The 22227-nt window shown below is 39.6% G+C and carries 16 protein-coding genes and 3 tRNA genes; 14 read left to right on the plus strand and 5 right to left on the minus strand.

The genetic code is table 11. From position 1 onward, the window contains the following. Positions 1-19: 19 nt before the first annotated feature. Both PQO01_RS00950 and PQO01_RS00955 read right to left on the minus strand, forming a co-directional pair. Entirely contained in the window at positions 20-1771 is a 1752-nt protein-coding gene (locus PQO01_RS00950; protein ID WP_274312171.1) for a glycoside hydrolase family 27 protein, read from the minus strand. A 798-nt stretch (positions 1772-2569) separates the two neighbouring features. Then, positions 2570-2650, minus strand: a tRNA-Leu gene (locus PQO01_RS00955). Positions 2651-2956: 306 nt separating this feature from the next. Between PQO01_RS00955 and PQO01_RS00960 the strand changes: the two genes are divergently transcribed. After that, positions 2957-4159, plus strand: a complete 1203-nt coding sequence (locus PQO01_RS00960; protein WP_274312172.1) for a hypothetical protein — start codon at positions 2957-2959, stop codon at positions 4157-4159. 224 nt (positions 4160-4383) lie between these two features. Here PQO01_RS00960 and PQO01_RS00965 read toward each other — a convergent pair whose 3' ends face one another. Together PQO01_RS00965 and PQO01_RS00970 are read right to left on the minus strand one after the other, a co-directional pair. Next, positions 4384-5025 (minus strand): hypothetical protein, encoded by a 642-nt coding sequence (locus tag PQO01_RS00965; protein ID WP_274312173.1) that lies wholly within the window; start codon positions 5023-5025, stop codon positions 4384-4386. Between the two features lie 111 nt (positions 5026-5136). Further along, positions 5137-5808, minus strand: coding sequence for an HAD family hydrolase (locus PQO01_RS00970; RefSeq protein ID WP_274312174.1), 672 nt, complete (start codon positions 5806-5808; stop codon positions 5137-5139). A 124-nt stretch (positions 5809-5932) separates the two neighbouring features. Between PQO01_RS00970 and PQO01_RS00975 the strand changes: the two genes are divergently transcribed. The 10 genes from PQO01_RS00975 (at position 5933) to yihA (ending at position 17084) form a co-directional block, all read left to right on the plus strand. After that, positions 5933-7156, plus strand: coding sequence for a hypothetical protein (locus PQO01_RS00975; protein ID WP_274312175.1), 1224 nt, complete (start codon positions 5933-5935; stop codon positions 7154-7156). Next, complete coding sequence (xerD, locus tag PQO01_RS00980) at positions 7156-8034, plus strand: site-specific tyrosine recombinase XerD (protein WP_274312176.1); 879 nt, start codon at positions 7156-7158, stop codon at positions 8032-8034. The genes PQO01_RS00975 and xerD overlap by 1 nt, the downstream gene beginning before the upstream one ends. A gap of 2 nt (positions 8035-8036) precedes the next feature. Continuing rightward, positions 8037-9347: a hypothetical protein gene (locus PQO01_RS00985; RefSeq protein ID WP_274312177.1), complete on the plus strand. Its 1311-nt coding sequence runs from the start codon at positions 8037-8039 to the stop codon at positions 9345-9347. A 105-nt stretch (positions 9348-9452) separates the two neighbouring features. Beyond that, positions 9453-9542 (plus strand) — tRNA-Ser (locus PQO01_RS00990). A 240-nt stretch (positions 9543-9782) separates the two neighbouring features. Continuing rightward, a complete protein-coding gene (locus tag PQO01_RS00995) occupies positions 9783-10166 on the plus strand; it encodes a hypothetical protein (protein ID WP_274312178.1) in 384 nt (127 codons plus the stop codon). 23 nt (positions 10167-10189) lie between these two features. Further along, a complete protein-coding gene (locus tag PQO01_RS01000) occupies positions 10190-11455 on the plus strand; it encodes a porin family protein (RefSeq protein ID WP_274312179.1) in 1266 nt (421 codons plus the stop codon). 78 nt (positions 11456-11533) lie between these two features. Then, positions 11534-12391, plus strand: a complete 858-nt coding sequence (locus PQO01_RS01005) for a polysaccharide biosynthesis/export family protein (protein WP_274312180.1) — start codon at positions 11534-11536, stop codon at positions 12389-12391. A 15-nt stretch (positions 12392-12406) separates the two neighbouring features. Next, positions 12407-14530: a polysaccharide biosynthesis tyrosine autokinase gene (locus tag PQO01_RS01010; RefSeq protein WP_274312181.1), complete on the plus strand. Its 2124-nt coding sequence runs from the start codon at positions 12407-12409 to the stop codon at positions 14528-14530. 10 nt (positions 14531-14540) lie between these two features. Continuing rightward, the gene (locus tag PQO01_RS01015; protein WP_274312182.1) at positions 14541-16370 is read left to right on the plus strand and encodes an O-antigen ligase family protein; all 1830 of its coding nucleotides are present in this window, start codon (positions 14541-14543) and stop codon (positions 16368-16370) included. Positions 16371-16469: 99 nt separating this feature from the next. Next, a complete protein-coding gene (gene yihA, locus PQO01_RS01020; protein ID WP_274312183.1) occupies positions 16470-17084 on the plus strand; it encodes a ribosome biogenesis GTP-binding protein YihA/YsxC in 615 nt (204 codons plus the stop codon). A 1406-nt stretch (positions 17085-18490) separates the two neighbouring features. On the opposite strand, the gene PQO01_RS21575 is transcribed toward yihA, so the two are convergent. Then, complete coding sequence (locus PQO01_RS21575; protein ID WP_420792906.1) at positions 18491-19057, minus strand: glycine zipper domain-containing protein; 567 nt, start codon at positions 19055-19057, stop codon at positions 18491-18493. Between the two features lie 742 nt (positions 19058-19799). Between PQO01_RS21575 and PQO01_RS01030 the strand changes: the two genes are divergently transcribed. From PQO01_RS01030 to PQO01_RS01040, 3 genes are all read left to right on the plus strand, one after another. After that, positions 19800-19873 (plus strand) — tRNA-Val (locus PQO01_RS01030). A gap of 132 nt (positions 19874-20005) precedes the next feature. Continuing rightward, a complete protein-coding gene (locus PQO01_RS01035) occupies positions 20006-20560 on the plus strand; it encodes an RNA polymerase sigma factor (RefSeq protein WP_274312185.1) in 555 nt (184 codons plus the stop codon). Further along, positions 20557-22104 carry a LamG-like jellyroll fold domain-containing protein gene (locus PQO01_RS01040; protein ID WP_274312186.1) on the plus strand — a complete coding sequence of 516 codons (1548 nt, stop codon included), beginning with the start codon at positions 20557-20559 and terminating at the stop codon, positions 22102-22104. Before PQO01_RS01035 ends, PQO01_RS01040 begins: the two co-directional genes overlap by 4 nt. Positions 22105-22227 lie beyond the last annotated feature (123 nt).

The raw sequence follows: 22227 nt of genomic DNA on the forward strand, positions 1-22227 counted from the left end.
CCCAAGGCGGGAGTATTAACTATTGAGAATTACGCTCTTGAGATATCTTTAAAAATAATACGCCATGGCTGCTGACAATTGAAGAAAAAGATTGGTCCAAGATACCAATATCTCTCTGTCGCCAGAGATCGCGAAGCTTACCGCTCATACCTAAATCTTCTGCAGAAAAAGTGAGTATTTGATCCTTTTCTGAAATATTGAACAATGCAACGGCCTTATCACCGCCAGCAAGGTCCTTAGCCCAGATTTCATAACTGCCTTTCTGATTACTAATTCTATAACCTTGCTTACAAAGTGGATCCTGATTTACCGCTAGAACTTCGTCATTGGTGACAAGGTTAATGTCAAATTCATCCATACTTGTTATGTCACAGGATAATAATAAGGGCTGAGTGAGGATACACCATAAGCTTACCTGGTGATACTGCTCAGAAGCCGTCAAGGGAGAAGGTTTGAACACTACCTCCGCGCGATTCGGCTTACCAAGTGGTCCAATCTGCAGCATGTCGAGATCTCCATAGTGACCAGGACGCGTCAAAGACAAACGCTTCTCCATTTGAAAGGGAGCGATCATCATCTTCCAATCAGCATGAATATCACCGGTAAGGCGCCACAAATTACAATATTTGGAAACAAAAGTATCTTCAAGATCTTCATGTTTAGGAGAAAGACTTAAAATAATATCACGCTCAAGTTCGTAAAAATTATCATGCACCCGCTTTGTGATTCCTGACTCGGGAGTTTTAATTGATTTTTTTTTCGAAGGCCAATAACCTTTTAGTGCATTCTCTCCCAAATGTGGCTTTTTCTTAAGGATATGTGCAAGTTCTTTTTCATTTTTCTCCAAAGTCCATTCCTTCCAGTCATATTTCACGTAATCAATACCCCAATCGGCAAATTGTTGTGCGTCACGACCTACCAACCATACATCTCCGACTTTACAAAGGTTTTTTACAATGCCATGTGGGTATCGTCCGAAAACCTGATAGGGATTCTGGCGTTGAATTTCCGATAAATAAAACTCTGAATAATCACCTTCTTTATTTGGTGACGATCCGCCAATATAACCTGCATAGGTTGACATCCATGGTGTCGAATAAAGACCAAGCTTAAATCCTTTTTCGTTAACAAAAGCAACCAGTTGCTTCATATCACCAAATTTACCATTTGGCTGGATGGCTTGCGTGTTTGGATCACGTTCGCCCATCCAACAATCGTCGATATTCACATATGTCCAGCCATAGTCAGCCAGCCCTTTTTCCTCCATTGAGGAAGCGATTTCCCGGATAGCCTTATCACTGACCCCCTCGGAATGTACGTACCAGCTGTTCCAACCCATGGGCGGTGTCAGACAAATAGTATCACCCACGCGCAGAATAAACTTGCGTTTATCCTTTCCTTTGATATTGGTTGCGCTTAAGGTCAGTACCACATCTCCCTTTACTCCGGGAGCAAGACCGTTGATCCAGCCGCTTTTTTCATCAATAGTCACCCCCTCAGGTAAACCCTGAGCAGAATACTCAATAGGCTTTTCTCCAGTAGCCGACACACGAAAACGAATGGGATTACCAGGTCGCACACCAAATATAGCAGTACTAGTAATTTTTGGCTTAGGAGATGCTTTCGGCGTTAAAATCTCCTTGCCTTTAATTCGGGCATCATAAATATCTTGTTGACTAGCATTGAGCTTGACGGAAGCTATTGCACCACCCAAAATGGTCAATTTAATTAATTGTGTATATACTGCTAGAGCACATGATTTATTTTTCATCTCAATCCTTATGGCTAATATCTAAACTCTTAAAAGTGAATGATGATCCCAAGAAAGCCGAAAAGACTTTGTTCAGAAATCTACATTTATATCTATAATATCGTTAGTTAGTCGGCCTTCTTATCATAAGACAGCAATATTTATTTATAACAAATAACGCACTCTCTATAGAGAGTAACACATGCGGGCCTTTAGTGACGCGCAACGTAAATCGAGAAAAAAGTGAAAATCAGTTTGATTTAATATCGTATTTCAAAAAATAAGTGTACCTTAGTACTAAACAACGGCACAACTCCCACTGCCATATCATGTATGTCTAAGTCACCGGTTGTCCATCATCGGGTCGGTAAATAAAACTTATCATATTTTTTCTGGTGAACTTGTCCTTTTTCTAAAATACTATCAAACTGCCACAATGAACTTAGGCATAAAGGTTCACTCTTATCTGTACAAAGCCCCATAACTCGATTAAAGATTCTTTCAAAAACTGCCAGTTTAGCATCGCTATTCGCTCCCACAAAAAAAGGCTTTTCAGCCTAATAAGTACTGAAAGCAAAACTACATTTATGATCGAGCATCCAACTCATCCATTGACGTGAAACTGTAATTTCTACACTTTTTCATTTAAATTCATTTTACCCAGGTACCCTTATCTCAATAAATTTCATTATAATTAGTATAACTAATACACATGGATATGAGATAACAAAATCCGCACATCTCACTTTGACTAAAATCGCCATAGATAGCTCTGAGAAATAAAAAAGGCCGAGCTTCAAATGAAGCTCGGCCTTAAAGTACACGAGGTGGGAGTCGAACCCACACACCATAGGTACTGGAACCTAAATCCAGCGCGTCTGCCAATTCCGCCACTCGTGCGTTGCGGTCACAGAAAATGTAGTTATCTAAGGAAAAATCCAGTTAAAAAATACATTTTTTTAGTTTTTTTTCATTCTTGCCGATTCCAGCAAGATTTTCCCTCATTTTTTGAAGTCATTTACTAAGGGAGTCAAAGACCCCATCATTGGCCTAAATCAGTAAAAAACGACCCTACACACAGTCAACCACCCTTTTTAAGCCTAAGAATCGCTACTTTTTTGTATTTATTTCAAATTGAGTGCTTCTTGCAATTCACTTAATCAACTACCTTAGAGAAAACTTTATAATGCAATAGGAGCTCCTTTAATGAATCTTAAGCCTTTAAGCCTAATCGGCTCAATCCTTTTTCTTTTTTTATTTTCATGTACTAGTTCAAAACAAGAAGAACAGGCAACTGAAAGTAAATACCAAGTTTATCAAAATGGTAAAATACTAGATAAATACAAATCAGAAAGAATTGATCGTGAATGCTTAGTCTTAAAAGACGGCCGCTCTGTATTTAAAGGTGAACTCGAATACGCCAATGCACACTACAGTGATGCTGAAGTTGTCGATCTCAAGGGCCGTACTCTTATATATACAGAAAACAACGGACCTAGCGACTTTTCACAAGACATAGAAACACAAGTTGAAGAAATACCTCTTCACGAGCGTGCTAACTTCGCCCTTATTTACACAGATGATCAAGGTGCTAATACAGTCGAAACTATTGTCAAAGATGGCAGCCTTCACTACAAAAAGCCTGGCCCTAGTCCTGAAGAGCTTGCTGAACAAAAAGCGAAAGAAGAGGAAGAAGCCAAGATTGCCGCTGCGAAAAAGGAAGAAGACGACAGAATTGCTGCGGAAGCTAAGATCGCCGCTGCAGCTGCTTTAGCTGTTGCCAATGCTCAAGCCGATGCCGATGCCAAAGCTGCTAAAGAAGCTAAGGCTGCTAAAGAGGCTAAGGCTGCTGAGGAAGCCAGATTAGCTGAAGAGACCAAAGCCGCCGAGGAAGCTAGATTAGCGGCCGAAGCCAAAGCTGCTGAAGATGCTAGATTAGCTGCCAATATGAGAAATGTTATAACTATCAAATGTAATACTAGCCTAGATAAAGAAGCAACTGTTAAAAAAGGTGAACTCACTCTTATCTCAACTTTATTTTCTAAGAAATCAAAAGAAGACTTAGACAAAGTTGTTTCCTACAGAAAGGTAGAAAACTTCGCATCTTCAAGCGACTACACTATCGAGTACCACAACAAGCAAGCTAACAAGAAATACATCTATCACCTAGCCGTTGAGCTCAAACAAGGAGAAGAGGTATTATTCTCATCTACTGTACCAGTAACTTGTACTGAGAATGGAAAACTCGACCAAGAAGAAATCAACGTCATCTTAGGAGCTCCTGTCGTAGAGGAAGTTATCGAGACTGCTGAGACTGCTGAGACTGCTGAGACTGCTGAGACTGCTGAGACTGCTGAGACTGCTGAGACTGCTGAGACTGCTGAGACTGCTGAGACTGCTGAGAAGTAAGCAACTCTCCAACTATTTCAAGAAAGCCTTCCAAACGGAAGGCTTTTTTTATTTCATGATTAAGCAGTCGACCCTGTGAGCTCTTGCTTTCTTCTCACCGTATACCTAACAGTGTATGTTATTTAGATTGGTATAAAGCACCTATATCGTTAACTAGGCAATTATCTTTTATTGTTAACAATCCCACAAAGCTAGATCTCTGGCACACTCTAAACTTAAAGAATCTACTTAGCCTGGTAATGCTGAATAAAAGCATCCAAAATAACTTTCAGATGCTTATTAGATTTTGATTTTTCATAAAGCTTTAAAAGTGCCATATCATCTTCAGTAATGTCTTTTTTCTCAATGATATAAGACATCTTATTCCCGAACTTATCCTCCATTGATACTCTTATCCCCTGCTCGCAGCGAACGACGTCACTAAAAAAACTGCTACTATGATTAAATGTTTGTTTTGAAACTTTTCCCGTAGCTACCTGTACTTCAGCTTTGGGTTCTGGATCCGCATCCATAAGCTTTAAAACTTCTAAAGTCATCAACTCTAAAACACCTCCATCAACCCCTTCCAATTGAGATAATTGACTATCCAAAGCACGATGCTTCTGGATAGGCGTCATGCGACTCGCCTGCTTCTCTTGTGCTTTTAATTTTTCAACAATCAAATCTTTTTTTTCTTGATTATTAAGAGTTCGTTTTTTGGAATCTTTTATTTCAAGTGTTTTTGGGGAAGGTGGCTCGCTATGAGCTGCTTGCTCTCCCGCCACTTCCTGAATTTCTTCAGTCTCTACAGGTTCAAATCCCCCATTGAGGAAAATCACAAGCAGGATCACTAAGTGCAAAACAATACTGACAACAAAAGCTTTCATAGGAATATTTAATTGATAATTAGAAAGTTATAAAGCTAACTACTAAACCCATTGCCAAGCTTTTTCTAGTAAATCCCTAGCTTTTCTTTCTATAGCTAAGCTCAAGTAAGTCTATTTAAAAGATAGGATCGGCCAATTATTCAATTCGGCCGCTGCTAAGAGTTTTGGCGCAGGATTCACCGCAAAAGGCTTACCCACAGCCTCCATAATAACAACATCTGCAGAACTATCGCCATAATAAGCTGAACTATTCAGGCTCCCTCCATTTTCCAGAAAAAAGTCTTGCATTAATTCAACCTTCCCCTGACCTAAACAATACTTACCGCTACGCTTACCAGTGTAGATACCATCACGCATCTCGAGGCCACTAGCAATCAAATGCTCAAAACCTAGATATTCCTTTAGAGCATAAGCAATGACTGAGTTAGTTGCCGTAATTAAACAAAGCAACTTCCCCTCTTTCATCTGCTCACGAATCATTCGCTCCGCCTCGGGGTAAATCTTTTGCTTGACCACATCATTAAAATGTTGATGAGATAGCTCTAGCATTTGCTCTTCAGTCTTACCTTTAAACTCGGCCAACTGAAAGTCCATGAACTCATCTTGATCCAAAGTATTATTTAAGTAATCCTGATAATATTTATCCGCTAAGTCTAAAGCATTGGCAGGTGCGACACCTCGAGCATGTAAAAACTCTTTCCAAGAAACATCACAATCATTATTAATAATTGTGTGATCCATATCCCAAAAATAAACTTGTCTTTGATGATCTTGTCTTTGCATGTCTTTTATGTCGCCTTTTTTTCAAGCTTTAAGCTAATTTTTAGTATTTTTCCGATTGCATAGCTAATAATATCCTTCAATCTTAGACAATGTCGGATCAAATCAACTTACAGGGTTTAAAAAAATGAAAGTTTTCGTGTCAGTTCTTCTCAGTTTTTTTTCTATGCTTGCTTATGCACAGATAGATATCACAAAAAGCGCTCAGCTTACAAATCCACGTCTCTACCTCGAGACATCTTCAATTTCTCCTCAACTATCAACTGATATAAAAAGAAAGTTAATCTACTCAGATTGGTTCACGGTCAGCTCCAATAAAATGGAAAGTGAATATCAGCTTAAAATAAGTGGTTACCCAAAAGTAAAAGTTAGACTTTTTGATAAACTCAATCAAGCGGTTGATAATTGCAGCTTTGACATCAACCTACAAAAAGTCGGTAGTCAGTGGCAGGGAGCTCTCATTGTCGACCAAGTTCTCACTCGCTTTTTCAAAAGCCAAAGGTTCACCCAGCCCGCCTTAAACACTAGCCAAATTGCTTTCTGTGCTCGTGTTAATGGTAAAAAAGAAATCTACCTCTGCGACCTCGATGGCAGCAACTTAAGAAAGAAAACTAATTTCAAAAGTATTACGGCACTTCCGCGCTGGTCACCTGATAACCGCTACTTAGTCTACACAGTCTATGGTAAAGCCTCTACAAATATTTTCCAAACTGACCTTAGCACTGATAAACACCGTATACTCTCCCATTACCGCGGCATGAATACTGGTGCTGCCTTTAGGCCAAAAGGCAATGCCATTGTCATGACCCTATCAAAAGGTAACTCTGTAGATTTATACTGGATGGACCTCAATAATATCGGCAAACTTGGGCGTCTTACAAAAACAAGTAGCTTAGAAAGTTCCCCAGTATTTTCACCCACTGGCGCTCAAATCTGCTACGTATCATCTAGCGTATCATCTGCTGGAAAAGTCAGCACTCCTCGACTCTACGTAATGAATGCCTCAAAATTAACCACTGCCCCACTCTTTAATGACCGCAGCGAACGAGTGAGCCCCGATTGGTCAAAGACAAGTAATCTACTGGTTTACTCGAAAAAAATGGGCCGTCAGTACGTTATTGCAACATGCGACCCTAGAAATCCAAGCGGAACTGAAAAAATCGTTAGCAAAACAGCTGGCCACTGGGAGGATCCTTCATGGGCACCTGATGGTCGCCACATTGTCTGCACTCGTGACACTGGCGGAGAAAAGCAACTTTACATTGTCGACACACTCTATAACACAAGCAGAAAAATAAACACTACGCTTAAACATTGTAGCTCACCTTCTTGGTCTAATTTATACAAGTAATGCTATCACAGTTTAAATTATATCTTTCTCTAGAACGTGGTTTAAGCTCCAACAGTATTGATGCCTATATCAACGACTTAAACGATTTTACCGTATTCCAAGAAACCCAATTAAAAAAAAATCTCAAAGCTATACGCAAAGATGATCTCTTAGATTATTGCGAAGACTGCAAAAGCCGTGATTTAAATGATAGTACCATCTCACGGCGTTTGGTGACTCTAAAGATTTTCTTTCGCTTTTTACATCAAGAAAAGATCATCGCCAAAGATATAAGCGAACACCTTGAAAGTGCTCGCCTATCTCGCATACTACCTGATTACCTGAGCATCGAAGAAATTGAAAAACTCTTACAGCTTTATGATGAAAGCATTCCTTTAGAATTTCGAAATAAATTCATTATAGAGCTCCTCTACTCTTGCGGACTACGCATAAGTGAACTTTGCGGACTCCGCACAGATAGCTTCAATTACGAGAGTGGTTTCTTACGTGTAAAAGGAAAGGGCTCAAAAGAACGCTCTATTCCTTTTGGAACTCAAGTCGTAGCAATGAGCCGTCAGTACATCAAAAGTATCCGACCCCAATTATGTAAAAAGAATAACCCCCCAGAACTCATTGTCTCGAATAATGGTCGTCCTTTAACTCGCTCTAGGGTTTGGCAATTCCTCAAAGAAGCCGCTCACAAAGCAGAGATCAGTAAAAATCTTCATCCCCACGTCTTACGCCACTCTTTTGCCAGTCACCTACTCGCCAATAATGCCGACCTGAGAATCATCCAAGAATTGCTTGGCCATGCTGATATCGCTACAACTGAAATCTATACACATGTGGAAAAAACACGCCTTCAAAACATTCATCAAAAATTCTTCCCCAGAGCTTAATTATGAAACCTTTACTTAGCCTAATCTTACTCCTCTCAATTGTTTCTTGCGAACAAGAAGCCCCCACTGATAACTTAGCACGCTTACGCATGCCACCCAATCAACAAATCTCTATTGTTACAGAAGACCAAATGACTGGTGAAGAAAATAAAATAACTCTTAAACATACAGAAGGTGGCATCTTAGTTTACGGGATTGAAGAAGACACCGGCAGTGATGCGATCCCCTCCTACACAAATTTAGTTTCTCAGCTTATTGGAGGAAAAAACAAAAAGGCGAATAAAGGCAAACACCAATCTTTTCAACTACAAGACGGCCAATTCACCATAATGAACTGGCCAAAAGAAGAAGATTATCAAAGTAGATTACAATACATCTGGCAAAACCCCGCTCATCCAGAACTCCAGCATTTAATTAAAAATGAAAATTTGGCTCAAATCATTAAAGACAAAAATGAACTCGATAGCTTCATTGCTCTAAATAACTGGACTCGTGCCCAATGGCAACCGGGGAGCCCTAAGATTTATCCACCATGGAATGCCAATCGCATCCTACAAATGATCCGCCAAAAACAAACTGGCGGTTTCTGTGGTCAATACACTCAAGTCCTAGCCCAAGCACTAACTGGCCTGGGGTATAATGCTCGCTACCTCTGGCTCAATGCTCACTTTTCAATGGAAGTCTATTCGAACACTCTAAATAAATGGATCATCCTCGACCCCTTTTATCAGTGTATATTCAAAAAAGGCGAGGACTACTTAAATGCTTACGAAGTCTACAAACTTCTAGAAACTCCCAGCACAGACAAAGAGATCCAAGTCATTAATAGCTTAGATCAATCCATTATTGCTGGCGAGCAACGCCAAACTATTTTAAGTGCCTATCAACATTTCGTTATTGATTTAAAAATGAATCACCTAGAGGAAAACAAAGGTGGCACTTCCTATGTCATCAACTACTGGAAGCATTCTGCGATGCTCGCAGAAAAAAGAAATATGCAATTCGACTTTGTCTCCTTACCTCCATTACTCACTCCTTGGCCTCAGGACCTCTATGCAAAGCAAAACCAAAGCGCCTACAAAATAGTCGCACTTAATGACAAATTTATAAGCTTTGAGCTAAAGACCAACACCCCCTTCCATCAAAACTTTGAATTCTCAACTGATGGAAAAAATTTCAAACCCATCACGGGATACAAACTTAACATCCCCATACAAAGTGGACAACACAGCCTTTTAATACGCTCTAACAACTCAAATCAGATCAATGGCCCTAGTGCTGAATTCAAATATGAATACATAAAACAACCCTAGGCGCTAAGCTCCAGAAGAATCTTTAAAGAAAAGCAAAAAAATAGCAAAATCTGTACTTGACGTACAAAGTCTCCGCTCTATTATATGCACGCACAACCAAAAAGCGGAGAGGTGGCTGAGTGGTTGAAAGCGCGTCCCTGCTAAGGATGTGTACTCGCAAGGGTACCGAGAGTTCGAATCTCTCTCTCTCCGCCACACTTTTTCAAAAGCCGATGAGTTTATCTCATCGGCTTTTTTGATCACACACAAAACACACGGGTCATTCAGATTTAACAAAACTTTAATTTTTATATAAACCAATTATTAATAACATCTTATATATAACCATTCATGAAGTTTGATTTTTTTATTATATTGGACTATTGACTTTTATTTAATATATCTTATGATTCCTTAAATTGATATTTTTTTATAAAGAAACCACAAGGAAAGACTATGAAAACCATTACAAAACTATCCATACTATTAATAGCAATACTCAGCTTTAATATTGAACTTAAAGCAGAAGTGACGACTTCAGATTTAACCGCTATTGAGAGCCTAAATAGCTCTTCAACTCCAGAACAGGTCGAAAGTATCTTGAAACCAATTATACAAAAAAACAAAGATAAAAAATTCATACTTGCTTACATATACAACATGGTAGTAAACAAAATTGGCTCAGGAAATGCAGCAATTGTGGCAAGTGTAATAGCTAGCAACAGCGATTACACGGCCCCAATTATCACATCGACTGCAGCCGCCGTATCAAATATACTTAGCAACGACCAATCGCGCCAAAAAATCGCAACTAACGACAACAGTAGCCCAGCTAAATAAACCAACTTTCGAGGGAAACCAAGATGACAAAAACACTTTTTACAATTATAGGCCTGTCCTTAGCAACAAGTGCACTCGCACAGAACCAGCCTAACGCCCAAAAACGCGTAAAACTAAATGAACTGAACAAAGAATCATTCAGCCACAAAGTCGGAGAACTTTATTATAGCCCATACTTCAAAGCAAAAACTGGCTATGACACCAACTCAAACCGTGGCTACCAAAACGAAGAAGAAGGGGCGTACACTGAAGCATCTCTTGGTGCAAAGATTCATCACCAACTTTTTTCTGGCCTAACATTAGACACTGACTTTGAGATCGGCTACCGTGAAACATTTGGTAGTAATGACAATAGTGGCCTAATACTCGGGTCTGATTCTGGCAACGCAAAACTTGGCTTTGATTTTGATCTCAGTGAAAAAATGACTTTAAGTCTTTATAATAACGCAAGTATCGGTGTAGACAAACTTGCTGATGTCCGTGATAATGCAAATTCACAAAGCCAACAACTTTGGGATAATGATCTAGGATTACAGCTCCATCGCGAAATCACTGATGACACTGGCATTGCTGCTGCAGTTGGCTTGAAAACTAGACGTGACCTGAAAGACAACTCACCCCAAGAAGAATATGACGAAACATATTTTGGCTTGACTCTGGACCATCAAGCTAGTGGACGTTTAAAGCTTTCTCCATTCTTCAACTATAATGATCGTGAGTGGGAACAGGGTAGTAACGATGTTGAAACTATCGAACTTGGCCTTAGTACAGATTTCCTCGTTTCCGATCAAGTTAACTTAAACTTTACTGTTGCTTACTTTGAAATGGACTTCGACAACAATGTCGACAAAGGTGTTGGTACTTTTGGTGAACCTAGCGACAAAGAAGATGGCGTCAACTTTGGTTTTACTATTTCTCACTTTGCTACAGAACAATTTCAACACACTTTCCGAGTCGAACATGAAACTCGCGCTACAACGGTTGAATATGCTAATGCCAGCGAAGAAACACTTTTCGCTTATAACGCAGCATACCAAGCCAATGAAAAACTCAGATTCACTGGTGGTGTCACATGGTTCATGGGAGAAGACCAAGGCAATGGAAATGGTGGTGGTGAAGACTACGACATCTACCTTGTTGAGTTAGGAACTTCTTATAAATTAACCGAACGCCAAGAAGTAGGCCTGAAATATTCATATGAAGAAAAAACTTCTGATGTCGACGTAGCAGGTATAGATGCTGAATATGATAGACACTTAATTGAGTTGAATTATACATATAATTTTTAAGACAACTTAACCTTATATTCCTATAAAATCCCAACCTTATGGTTGGGATTTTCTTGCTTAAGTAAATCAGGAAACCACATGCGCACTATAATTACACTCTTATTATTAATGACATCAACTATCTCCGCAGAACAAAAAACTGCTCAACTCATAAGCTTTGGCGACCTTGTTCACGTCAGCATGAAAGAAGATCAAGAAGTCATCTACACTGGCGAAGTTAGCACCAACGGCTTTATCACCCTTCCTTACTTGGGAGCAATAAACATCTCTGAACTCAATGAAAGAGAGGCTGAGAGCAATATAAAACAAGCATTAGAAAAAGATCTTTATCAAAAAGCTACAATAAGCGTAGTTGTAGTTAAAAAAGCTGTCGGATATATATATATATACGGTGCAGTTGGAGTACCTGGAAAAGTTGAAATTCCTTTAGAAGGCGAAATTAGTTTAGCACAGGCCATATCTGAAGTCGGAGGATTCTCAAAATGGGCCGACCCAAAGAAAGCTTACATCATTAAAAAAAATCAGGAAAACACAGAACTCAAGCATCAATTCGTCGATTTTGAGGCTGTTTATAATAATCTTGCGAGTAAAGCTAACCTCAAGCTCCAAAAAAATGATATGATCGTCATCCCTTCACTTGCAGATGGTGCTGTAACACCTGGGTCAATTGAAGTTATCGTAGAGGGAAAGGTAGAAACACCTGGTACTATATTATTTGAACCAGGTGAACGCCCCACTTTAGTTCGTGCTATTATTAAAGCTGGAAACTTCAATAAGTTTGCCGATAAAAGTGATGTACGTCTTGTACGACGTTCGGCAGGCTCAACAAAAATCATCAAAGTAGATGTCAAAGAAATGCTCGAAAAAGGGCAAATTCACAAAGATATAAAACTCCAATCAGGTGATTTAATTATCATCGACGAATCCTGGCTCTAAACTATACTATTACATATGACTGAAAACCCTGAAAACACCGACCTTTCACAAGAAGTTAACTTTTTTTCCTACCTACTTATCGTCCTACGCTACTGGTGGGTAGTTGGCCCTGCAACAGCCATTGGAGCTATTGGAGCCTACTTTATAGCTCAATCTCTCCCCTCAAAGTATATTGCTACTTGCCGATTTGAAATCATCCAAAACCGCGTCGCTCAACTAGGTGAAAATGTCGAAGACAAGGCCTATAGAGTAAAATCCCCTTTAGATCGACATGTAGTGTTGCTCAAAAGCTCTAAACTAAATAGTTTAGTTACTAAAAAAACACTTGAACAACATAATGATATTGCCAATATCAAACTCCAAAGCTTCGCAGTTAATGCATCGCCAGTTAGAGGCGCAGAACAATCTATGCTAGACATAAGTGTCGTTTCATATAAAAAAGAAGCCGCATTCGATTACATAAATACTCTTTTAAAAGACTATGCAAAAATGCGCGTGGAAGAAAACAAGCTAACTTCTGCAGCAACAAGAGAGGCATTGACTAAGGAAGCTCTAAGCATTGATGAGGAAATCGTAAAACAAAATAAAATAATACTCGATTTCAAAACAAAAAACAACTACGTTTTTTTATCTACAAAAACAGAGTATGATAAACTATTCGTGGCAGAACTTTTTGAGAAAGCTAACCAAAGGCAATTTGAACTTGAGCTTCTTCAGCCTAAGGTTGATAAATTACTAGAGAAAGGCAAAGATGATAACAAAAACTTCGCAGCCGTTATTGATGCATTATTATCTAACCCAAATGCATCTTCATCTGGCTTTCTCTTAACAGATATAAGCGAATGGAAAAACCGTCAAATTGTCATGGGTAGTCTCAATGCCGAATATGACATTCTTTTAAAAAAATTCCGTTCAGCTCACCCCACCATGAAAGAGTTGAAAAAACGTATAGATATACTTGCAACGGAACTAAGTGCCTACAGACAAAATATCTTAGATACCATTGTTAGTCGTATGGAAACACTAAAGAGTGAAAAGGACTCCTACGTAAAACGAGCCATTGAAGTGGAAAACTCATTTGGAAACAGTGGTTCTTTAATCAATGAGCTAGACAACATGAATGCAAAGCTCGCACAATTATTGGAACTGAAAAATACAATTAGAGCAAAACTCATAACCATGAATGAAAACCACGATGACAAATATATCACTCGTATCATTCGTGAACCATTCGCAAACCCCGCACCCATTTTTCCCAATATACCAAAAATGACTGTCATGGGCGCCATTATCTTTAATTTAATTAGTGCCGCCATTATCATCTTCTTATTCATGGGAAAAACAAAAAAATACAACTTCTCGAAAATTATCAAAGATTATGACCTACCCGTATTGTCGGTCATCCCTCGTTACCCAAGCAAAGAAGCAAAAAAGAATCCCTTTTTCCTTAACGATTTACCAAAAAACTCAGTATTAGCTGAATCATTTAGGAGCTTGCGTTTGAATATCGAACAAAAATCACCTGGTAAATTAATTCTACTTACGTCTTTTGGCCCTGGAGAAGGTAAAACTTCCACATCTTTAAATACGGCTTTATGCTGTTCATGGACAGACAAGAAAATTTTAATTATCGATGCCGATTTTAGACGCTCAACACTTCGAAAAAGTTTTCCTGGCGTTACACATAAGGGCTTGTTGGATTATTTAAAAGACGCCAGCACTCCCCACATTGGAGATTACATTGCTAGCAATGTAAACGGTTCACTAGACTACTTACCTGCAGGACATAGTGAAGAGTATGTGACTGAATTAATCGATGGGAAGAGAATGGAAGATCTACTAATCCAACTACGGACGATGTATGATTTAGTTATTTTTGATACTGCCCCTGCAGTTAGAGTTGTAGACACAGTCCATTTAGCTGAAAAAACGGATGCAACTGTCATACTTGCACGTATTGGCAAAACTTATCCTCATGATATTGAGACCACCATTAAACGTTTACCGAAGAATAAACTAATCGGTTTTGTTCTAAATGATTTCAAACAATCTGATGTAAAGTTTTCTGCTCATAATAAAGATAGTACACAATCATACAACTACGGTTACAGCTACCAAAGCTACAATTCAAAATATTAAGTAGTTACGTATGCTTGCACTTATTACTTTAATTGTATGCTTAAGTCTCCTACATATCTTTGCAGGAGGCTTAAACCCTGAAGCTCTCTATGCCTCTTGCTTTATCTTAAATTTGAGTTGTTCAATCCAGCTCTATCTAAATGGCAAGAAACATATTTTGTGTAAAGTAGCAATACCAGTATTACTCTTGCTTTTAACTCTTGTCATCAGCATATTCTACATACCGTCTCTGAGTCCTTATGAGTCGTCTGAAAGACTAGAAATCATCAATGCAGTACACAATCTAATAATCGAAGGTAACAAACTTGGATTATGGGATATAACCTCCCCTAAGTTCCATAATGGAAGCGCCTATTGGGAAAGCTTTTTCCTAATCTTAAACTTCTTAATGATTCCTGCAGCAGTCTATTTATGCTCGATCATGAATCGACGTAATAAAATTCGCTTAACATACATCATGCTTTTTTGGGCTGTCGCTAATATTGGCATCAATATTATCGATAAAAAAATCATCTCCCTTGATGGTAAAATTTGGTCGATATTTGAAACCCAAGCGGGGAAAGCCTCCGGAGTTTTTGTTAATGAAAACCATTACGGTGTTTACCTTTGTTTTTTTCTTCCTTTGATTATTTCTCAAATACTCAAACAGTTTAGTAATAAGAATATAGGTATAACAACATTATACTCTTTACTGCTCGCTTTCTTTCTTTATGGGATACTACTATCAGGATCCAGAGGTGCGATGATTATTTGTGCTCTCTCTATACTACTAACTTTCCTAATTCACCATAATAAAGCGACACTTATCAGTTCAGGCCCACTAAAATATTTTATAATTACTGTTTCTATCATTCTTTTTGCCTTCTTTACACCAAACAACTTAAATGAAGAAATCAAAGAAAGCGGCATTCAATACGACCATAATCGGCAGCTGTTCTATTCTATAGTACCTAAATTAATTAAAGATTACCCACTAGGTACAGGGCCAGGTGGATATCGTCACACCGCACCTAGCTATCTTATTTATCCTGTAGATAGCAACACCATGCCACATCATAGTGAAAATACATATTTTCAACTTCTGATTGAAAATGGTATTATATCTTTCATAATTATATCTGGTATAATTTTATTAGTTTTAAAACAAATATCCACCAATATACAAAATAAAACTCTATCACATAGGTTGCAAACAACATCTATAGTAGCTCTCGCTGCCTTTGCATGCCATGCTGCATATGACTACCCCTTAGAAATCCCAGTTTACGCCTTAAGTGTTGCTATTTTTACTGGTTTTTTACTTACTCGAGGTGACCACTATCTAAAGGGGCCTAATAAGCCCTCAGAATTAAAATTTTCAAAAATAATATTTCTACTCCCATTAAGTGCTATCTTATTAATAATTATTATTTTTTCAAAGATAGGTGATAACTACAAAACTAAATCTACATTTGATTACAACTCATCCTTAAACCTAGAAGATTTGGTAAATAACCTAACATACAATCCTAGCGCATGGTATAATTGGTATTTTTTATATGATAAGCTCATCCAAGAACAGCATTACTCGCTCGCAGAGTTTTGTTTGAAGCAGGCAACAATAAATCATCCAAATCAATCTCAACTTTGGAAAGAATTAACTTTTATACGATTCAAACACCTTGACTTCGCGGGTGCTACTCGTTCATATAGAAGATACTTCTTGCTTAACTCACAAGATCGAAGATCAAAAATTAAAGATGAAGCCTTACTATTCTTCACTGAAGATGAGTACGATTACCTACTTCATCTCGAAATGCCCATGCAAGAGCGCACACGCGAATACATTCGTAGTATCTAAGCTAGCATTATAGATCCTTCTAGATAGCACCCTTTCATTGCAAATGTGGGCTAAGAGGATAATATTTATCTATAATTATAAATTCTCTAGGATATACCCATGGCCGTAAATTACATGACCAGTATTGGCGACCCCAAACAACTAAACTCCCTTCTTAAAGACGATGTTATAGCAGGGAAATCTGAAAAACGCATTGTTTTTGCTGGTCGTTCCAATGCTGGAAAAAGCTCTTTACTCAACAGTTTAACGCGGAGCAAGATTGCTCAAATCTCACGCGAGCCCGGAAAAACACGTAAAGTTAATCTCTTTTACTGCAGTTTTCTCAAACGTGTCCTCAGTGACTTGCCTGGTTATGGTTTTGCCAAGCGCAATAAAACCGAGCGTAAACTCTGGGAAGAACTTATCACCAGTTACTTAATTGCTGATAAAGAAAATATCGAACGCATCATCCTAGTGACTGATTGTCGCCATGGCCCTGCAGACTCAGATTTGGATGCGATGGATTTTTTCCAAGAACTCGGCTTTTCAGTGACTTTAGTTTTATCAAAATCCGATAAACTCAATCAAAAAGCTAGATCAAAGCGCAACAAAGAAATCAAAGAACTCCTACAAGATTCTAAACCAGAGAAAAAGTTTTGGATTTCGAGCCTTAAAGGAACGGGTGTCAGAGAATTAAGTAGAGATATCATTAATGACCCAACAACAACTGATTAATTTTTTAGAAGGCCACGCTAGGACTCAGAGCTTATCTACCCTGCGTAGATCCTTGTTGACTTATGTCAGCCTGCTCATTCCTTTTATCACGGTCTTCATAATCAGTGACCATTTCTTGAAATACGCCCCATTTATCCGATGGGGATTCTTCTTGAGCTTCCTCATTTACTCCCTCATATTTATTGCACAACAAATAAAGCAATCACAAGCTAAACTCAATTTATTATATGTCGCTAGAGAAATAGAAAAAGCTAAACCTGAACTAAATTCCTGCTTGAGCCATAGCTTGAGTAGTCGCCAAGATAAAATCATTGCTCATCTCGAGAATCATGATCTTCAAATACCTCCTCAGAAACATTCTCTCAGTCCACTCGGCTTTTCAATTATTGCCCTCATTGCCTACATTAGCCTTTCCCCCTACCCCAGCCAACTCAGTTTTCAAAGGCTCTTTCATCCTTGGAAAACCTTAAATACTCCTTCAAAAACTTTGATTCAAACGATTAGTCCCGCGCCCTCAAGCGTCAGTTACCAATCCAAAGCATGGCTACTCAAAGTCAACATCAAAGGAATCACTCCTAAGCAAGGGCATGTCAAATATAGTTTTGATCCATCAATTCCCGAAAAGGAATGGCAAGAATCGCCCTTGCTTCAAGAATTGAAAAATGAATTCATCGCCGAATTCCCTGCCGTCCAAAGTCGCTTCTATATCAAAATCCTTCTGGGTGATGCCGAAAGTTCCGTTTTTCATATTGATGTAAAACTGCCCACCACTATTCAGAAAATTGATTATTTTGTTTACACACCTGAATACCTCAAGAAAAAACCCTACAAAGTTGAAGGGCCAGATATCAGTGTCCCGAAAAATTCTTTCGTTGATATAAATGTGGATTTCGATCGCAGCATTATCAATAGTCAATTAAAACTCAATGCGAGCAACCGTCCCCTCACGCTCAGAAACAAATCTGCTTTCATAAAAAAAATCGCCATAAATGATGATGCTAGCTTCTCACTTATTAGTAAAGAATCAGATCTAGCTCCCTATGTTGAAAGTTCTCAATTTCATATTAAAGCTCTCAATGACCTTCCTCCAAAAATCACTTTCCCTAATTTCCAAAAAGAAAACTTCATCCATGAAGGTCAAGCCAACTTAGCTTTCCACATTAAAGTTGAAGACGATTGGGGGCTCAAATCCCTAGATTTGAAAATTAAAGAACGCTTCCAAAGTCAAGTAATTACTAAGAGTTATTATGACGGTTTCGATCGCCAGAAAAGTCTCAATCTTGAAAGCCAAATCCCACTTCTTAAGCTATTTCCAGAACTTAAAGCTAAAGAAAACTATCAATTCTATTTCGAAAGTGAGGATATCAAAGGACAGAAATCTCAAAGTCCGGTTTTTACAATTCAAATCAATCAGGCTCCACCTGTAGCGAATGACAATAAATCTCAAGTTCAACCAGAGAACCAACCAGAGAACCAACCAGAGAACCAACCACAGAACCAACCAGAGAACCAACCAGAGAACCAACCAGAGAACCAACCAGAGAACCAACCAGAGAACCAACCAGAGAACCAACCAGAGAACCAACCAGAGAACCAACCAGAGAACCAACCAGAGAACCAACCAGAGAACCAACCAGAGAACCAACCAGAGAACCAACCACAGAACCAACCACAGAACCAACCAGAGAACCAACCAGAGAACCAACCACAGAACCAACCAGAGAACCAACCACAGAACCAACCAGAGAACCAACCAGAGAACCAACCAGAGAACCAACCACAGAACCAACCAGAGAACCAACCAGAGAACCAACCAGAGAACCAACCAGAGAACCAACCAGAGAACCAACCAGAGAACCAACCACAGAACCAACCACAGAACCAACCACAGAACCAACCACAGAACCAACCACAGAACCAACCACAGAACCAACCACAGAACCAACCACAGAACCAACCACAGAACCAACCACAGAACCAACCAGGGGATAAGCCTGGGGATAAGCCTGGGGATAAGCCTGGCGATAAGCCTGGGGATAAGCCTGGGGATAAGCCGGGGGATAAGCCGGGGGATAAGCCGGGGGATAAGCCGGGGGATAAGCCGGGGGATAAGCCGGGGGATAAGCCGGGGGATAAGCCGGGGGATAAGCCGGGGGATAAGCCAGGTCAGCCAGGTCAGCCTGGTCAGCCAGGTCAGCCAGGTCAGCCAGGTCAGCCAGGTCAGCCAGGTCAGCCAGGTCAGCCTGGTCAGCCAGGTCAGCCTGGTCAGCCAGGTCAAGGCGGAGAGGGTAGTATAAATCAAGGGCCCGGACAACAAGCCCAAACTGGGGAAGCTCAGGATAAAAGTGGGGAATTAACCGATAATGCTAAGAAATCAGATTCTCAGCTGCAGTCCATTGGCGACAAGGGCTTAAAGCAAAACTTAGACCCAAATCAAAATAGAACTAAGCCCAAAAACCAAGCTCAATCACCCGAAATAAACAGCCCCATCAATAAACAAGAAATTGATATTAAAAGTAGTGAAGAAAAACTGGAAACTCGGCAACAAGAAATCGATAATGACGAACAAAGTATAAGCCCCGAAAATCAAAAAATTATCGACAACTACCGCAAGGCATTACAGAAATATCAAAAGTCACAAAAGAAATAGCTCGTTTTTTTGATTTTTATTACTTGAAAGCTTTGTCTTTTCGCTTATTATCTACCCACCTAATCGGGCGATTAGCTCAGTTGGCTAGAGCGCTTCGTTGACATCGAAGAGGTCGCTGGTTCGAGTCCAGTATTGCCCACTTAAAGACAGTTTCGAAAGAGACTGTCTTTTTTTGTGTTAAAATTTCACATGCTTTTTTAAAAAGTCATGTGTCAAAGCTGTTATTCATAACAATTAGCTTGTAGAATAAGCTTATTAACTACAGGAAAGCATGACTGATACTGAACTCATTATAGCGGCGCAAAAAGGCGATAACTCGGCTTTTTCTCAGCTCGTAGAGCGCTACCAACGCAATGTCCGCGCCTGCTTGGCCGTGCGTCTGAACAATCGTTTTGAAGTTGACGACCTAGCTCAGGATGCCTTTTTAGTTGCCTACCGTAAAATTAATGAGTTTGATAATTCCAAAGCCTTTGGCCCGTGGATTCGCAGTATCGCTTTCTACCTTCTCAAAAACTACTGGCGCAAACACAAGCCAGATGCCATAGGAGGCTCCGCAGAACTGCAAATACTCATTGACGAAGAAATTGGGCTCCAGTACTCAGAAAAGAATGAATCCGACTCCTTAGTGGCTTTAAAAGCATGTACAAAAAAACTCGATGAAAGTCTGCAGAAAATTGTTAAGCTCCATTATCACGATGGCTTATCCGTTGGCGAACTCACAAAACAACTTGATATGAAGCACTCCGCTATGACCATGAAACTGCACCGCATGCGCGATCAGTTACGTCGCTGTATCAATGAAACACGTGGAAGCTGTCAGCTATGAACGAAAATGAAGAAAAACTCATCTCTGCTTACATGGCAGGCGAAGATGTCGACGAAAAATTGCTTCAAGCATGTCGCGAAAACCCCAACTTGCTCAAAGACCTAGCAGATTTTGTTGCCACCGAACGCTTACTTCAGTTTGATGCCCAAGAAGACGATCTATTTGTCAAAGAATTTGAAACAAAATTGCAACTGGAACAAGAAGACCAGTTCACGACACAATTTGAACAAAAACTCGCAGAGAAACAGAAGTCTCGTTTTAACTTTCTCCAACTAGTTGCAGCAGCCTGCCTTATTCTCCTACCAGTATTTTATTTTTCTCAAGACAAGCAAAGTATTGAAACACCCGTAGTTGCGAGCATCGCAAAGAGTATTGGAAATCCTAGTTTAATAATGGGCAATGAACTCAATGCGGGTCCCTTTACTCTTGATAAAGGCTACGCGGAGCTAACTCTCAAAAATGGCGTGCAGCTCACTTTAGAAGCTCCGATAAAATTAGATTTTAAAAATCCTGACCTCATTCTCCTACATGAAGGCAATCTTGTCGCCAATGTCCCCAAGCAGGCCATTGGCTTCACCGTCTTAACTCCAAGTTCAGAAATCATTGATCTAGGAACTGAATTTGCTGTGGGTGTAAGCCCATCGGGAGCTTCCGAAGTCCATGTTATGCAGGGCGAAGTCAAAGCACGCTCGCTTAAAAATAATCAATTCGTCAATCTCTTCAAAGATGATGCACGCGCCTTTGATGCTCAGCAACAAATGTCTATTATTGAGAGTAACCCCATGCGCTTCCGCAGATCACTCCCCGGAGAATCTCCTGAAGATCCCGATTTTCTTCACTGGTCCTTTGACGACCAAGCAAATATTACTACCGCTTCTGGCAAAGGTTTTGATACCAGTCAATTCTCGGGTGAACTCAAAACCCTTAATCAAGGCCAAGGACCCATATATGAAAATGGTCAATTTGGCAAAGCCCTCTTCTTTAATGGTAAAGACGCCTATGTGGAAACAGCCTTCAAGGGTATTGGCGGAACCGAGCCAAGAACGGTAGCTTTTTGGGCAAAAATCCCAGAAGATTTCACCATCGACAATGGCTACGGCATGATCAGCTGGGGTTTACATAGACCAGGTAAGGCCTGGCAAATATCCCCCAACCCACTAAAACGTGAAGGTCCTTTAGGCCGTCTTCGCATTGGCACAATGCAAGCCACTGTGGTTGGTCAAACAGACTTGAGAGACCGTCGCTGGCATCATATTGCTATAGTCATGTATGGTGGAAGTGAAGTCGATACCTCAACTCACATCTTACTCTACATTGATGGCAAGCTGGAAAACACTTCACATAAAGCCGTACAAAGAATCGACACTATACTAGATCACAAACAATCTCGCCCGCTCATCTTTGGTCGCAACATGGCTTTCGATTACGATAACAAGCAGATTCGTCAAAAATTCTTCCGCGGTTGGCTCGATGAAATTTTTATTTTCGACGCCGCTCTCGATCAAGAGCAAATTCAGAACCTTATGAATTCGAATTCATTATAATAAGTGAGTTCTACTACAGGAAAATTAATTTTCTGAAAACACCAAACCGAACTCACTCAAATCAACGATTCGGCCATTCATCAATATGAACTAAATCGGCATTTTTTATAACAAAAATGTCAG

The sequence above is a fragment of the Lentisphaera marina genome, assembly GCF_028745505.1.
Lineage (GTDB): Bacteria > Verrucomicrobiota > Lentisphaeria > Lentisphaerales > Lentisphaeraceae > Lentisphaera > Lentisphaera marina.

Bases quoted from the DNA above. Each gene is read 5' to 3' on its own strand.
- PQO01_RS00975 (WP_274312175.1), top strand. From the start codon at position 5,933: ATGAAAGTTTTCGTGTCAGTTCTTCTCAGTTTTTTTTCTATGCTTGCT.
- PQO01_RS00995 (WP_274312178.1), top strand. From the start codon at position 9,783: ATGAAAACCATTACAAAACTATCCATACTATTAATAGCAATACTCAGC.
- PQO01_RS01000 (WP_274312179.1), top strand. From the start codon at position 10,190: ATGACAAAAACACTTTTTACAATTATAGGCCTGTCCTTAGCAACAAGT.
- PQO01_RS01010 (WP_274312181.1), top strand. From the start codon at position 12,407: ATGACTGAAAACCCTGAAAACACCGACCTTTCACAAGAAGTTAACTTT.
- PQO01_RS00950 (WP_274312171.1), bottom strand. From the start codon at position 1,771: ATGAAAAATAAATCATGTGCTCTAGCAGTATATACACAATTAATTAAA.
- PQO01_RS00965 (WP_274312173.1), bottom strand. From the start codon at position 5,025: ATGAAAGCTTTTGTTGTCAGTATTGTTTTGCACTTAGTGATCCTGCTT.
- PQO01_RS01015 (WP_274312182.1), top strand. From the start codon at position 14,541: ATGCTTGCACTTATTACTTTAATTGTATGCTTAAGTCTCCTACATATC.
- PQO01_RS00960 (WP_274312172.1), top strand. From the start codon at position 2,957: ATGAATCTTAAGCCTTTAAGCCTAATCGGCTCAATCCTTTTTCTTTTT.
- PQO01_RS00985 (WP_274312177.1), top strand. From the start codon at position 8,037: ATGAAACCTTTACTTAGCCTAATCTTACTCCTCTCAATTGTTTCTTGC.
- yihA (WP_274312183.1), top strand. From the start codon at position 16,470: ATGGCCGTAAATTACATGACCAGTATTGGCGACCCCAAACAACTAAAC.
- PQO01_RS01040 (WP_274312186.1), top strand. From the start codon at position 20,557: ATGAACGAAAATGAAGAAAAACTCATCTCTGCTTACATGGCAGGCGAA.
- PQO01_RS01035 (WP_274312185.1), top strand. From the start codon at position 20,006: ATGACTGATACTGAACTCATTATAGCGGCGCAAAAAGGCGATAACTCG.
- PQO01_RS01005 (WP_274312180.1), top strand. From the start codon at position 11,534: ATGCGCACTATAATTACACTCTTATTATTAATGACATCAACTATCTCC.
- PQO01_RS00970 (WP_274312174.1), bottom strand. From the start codon at position 5,808: ATGCAAAGACAAGATCATCAAAGACAAGTTTATTTTTGGGATATGGAT.
- xerD (WP_274312176.1), top strand. From the start codon at position 7,156: ATGCTATCACAGTTTAAATTATATCTTTCTCTAGAACGTGGTTTAAGC.